Source organism: Staphylococcus nepalensis (assembly GCF_014635045.1).
In the GTDB taxonomy this organism is placed as follows: Bacteria; Bacillota; Bacilli; order Staphylococcales; family Staphylococcaceae; genus Staphylococcus; species Staphylococcus nepalensis.
Window position 1 is genome coordinate 1 of the sequence record NZ_BMCF01000024.1, and the last position, 879, is coordinate 879.

The following is an 879-nucleotide window of genomic DNA, read 5'->3' on the forward strand; positions in this document are numbered from 1 at the left end:
AGTCTGAATAGGGCGTTGAGTATTTGGTCGTAGACCCGAAACCAGGTGATCTACCCTTGACCAGGTTGAAGTTCAGGTAACACTGAATGGAGGACCGAACCGACTTACGTTGAAAAGTGAGCGGATGAGTTGAGGGTAGCGGAGAAATTCCAATCGAACCTGGAGATAGCTGGTTCTCTCCGAAATAGCTTTAGGGCTAGCCTCAAGTGATGATTATTGGAGGTAGAGCACTGTTTGGACGAGGGGCCCTTCTCGGGTTACCGAATTCAGACAAACTCCGAATGCCAATCAATTTAACTTGGGAGTCAGAACGCGGGTGATAAGGTCCGTGTTCGAAAGGGAAACAGCCCAGACCACCAGCTAAGGTCCCAAAATATATGTTAAGTGGAAAAGGATGTGGCGTTGCCCAGACAACTAGTATGTTGGCTTAGAAGCAGCCATCATTTAAAGAGTGCGTAATAGCTCACTAGTCGAGTGACACTGCGCCGAAAATGTACCGGGGCTAAACATATTACCGAAGCTGTGGATTGTCCGTAGGACAATGGTAGGAGAGCGTTCTAAGGGCGTTGAAGCATGATCGCAAGGACATGTGGAGCGCTTAGAAGTGAGAATGCCGGTGTGAGTAGCGAAAGACGGGTGAGAATCCCGTCCACCGATTGACTAAGGTTTCCAGAGGAAGGCTCGTCCGCTCTGGGTTAGTCGGGTCCTAAGCTGAGGCCGATAGGCGTAGGCGATGGATAACAGGTTGATATTCCTGTACCACCATAATTCGTTTTAAGCGATGGGGGGACGCAGTAGGATAGGCGAAGCGTACGATTGGATTGTACGTCCAAGCAGTAAGACTGAGTGTTAGGCAAATCCGGCACTCTTAAGGTCAAG

1 rRNA gene is annotated in these 879 nt (G+C 49.5%); it reads left to right on the plus strand.

Annotation, left to right across the window (positions count from 1 at the left end):
* Window positions 1-879 (plus strand): 23S ribosomal RNA (locus IEU88_RS13600); the annotation flags it as partial.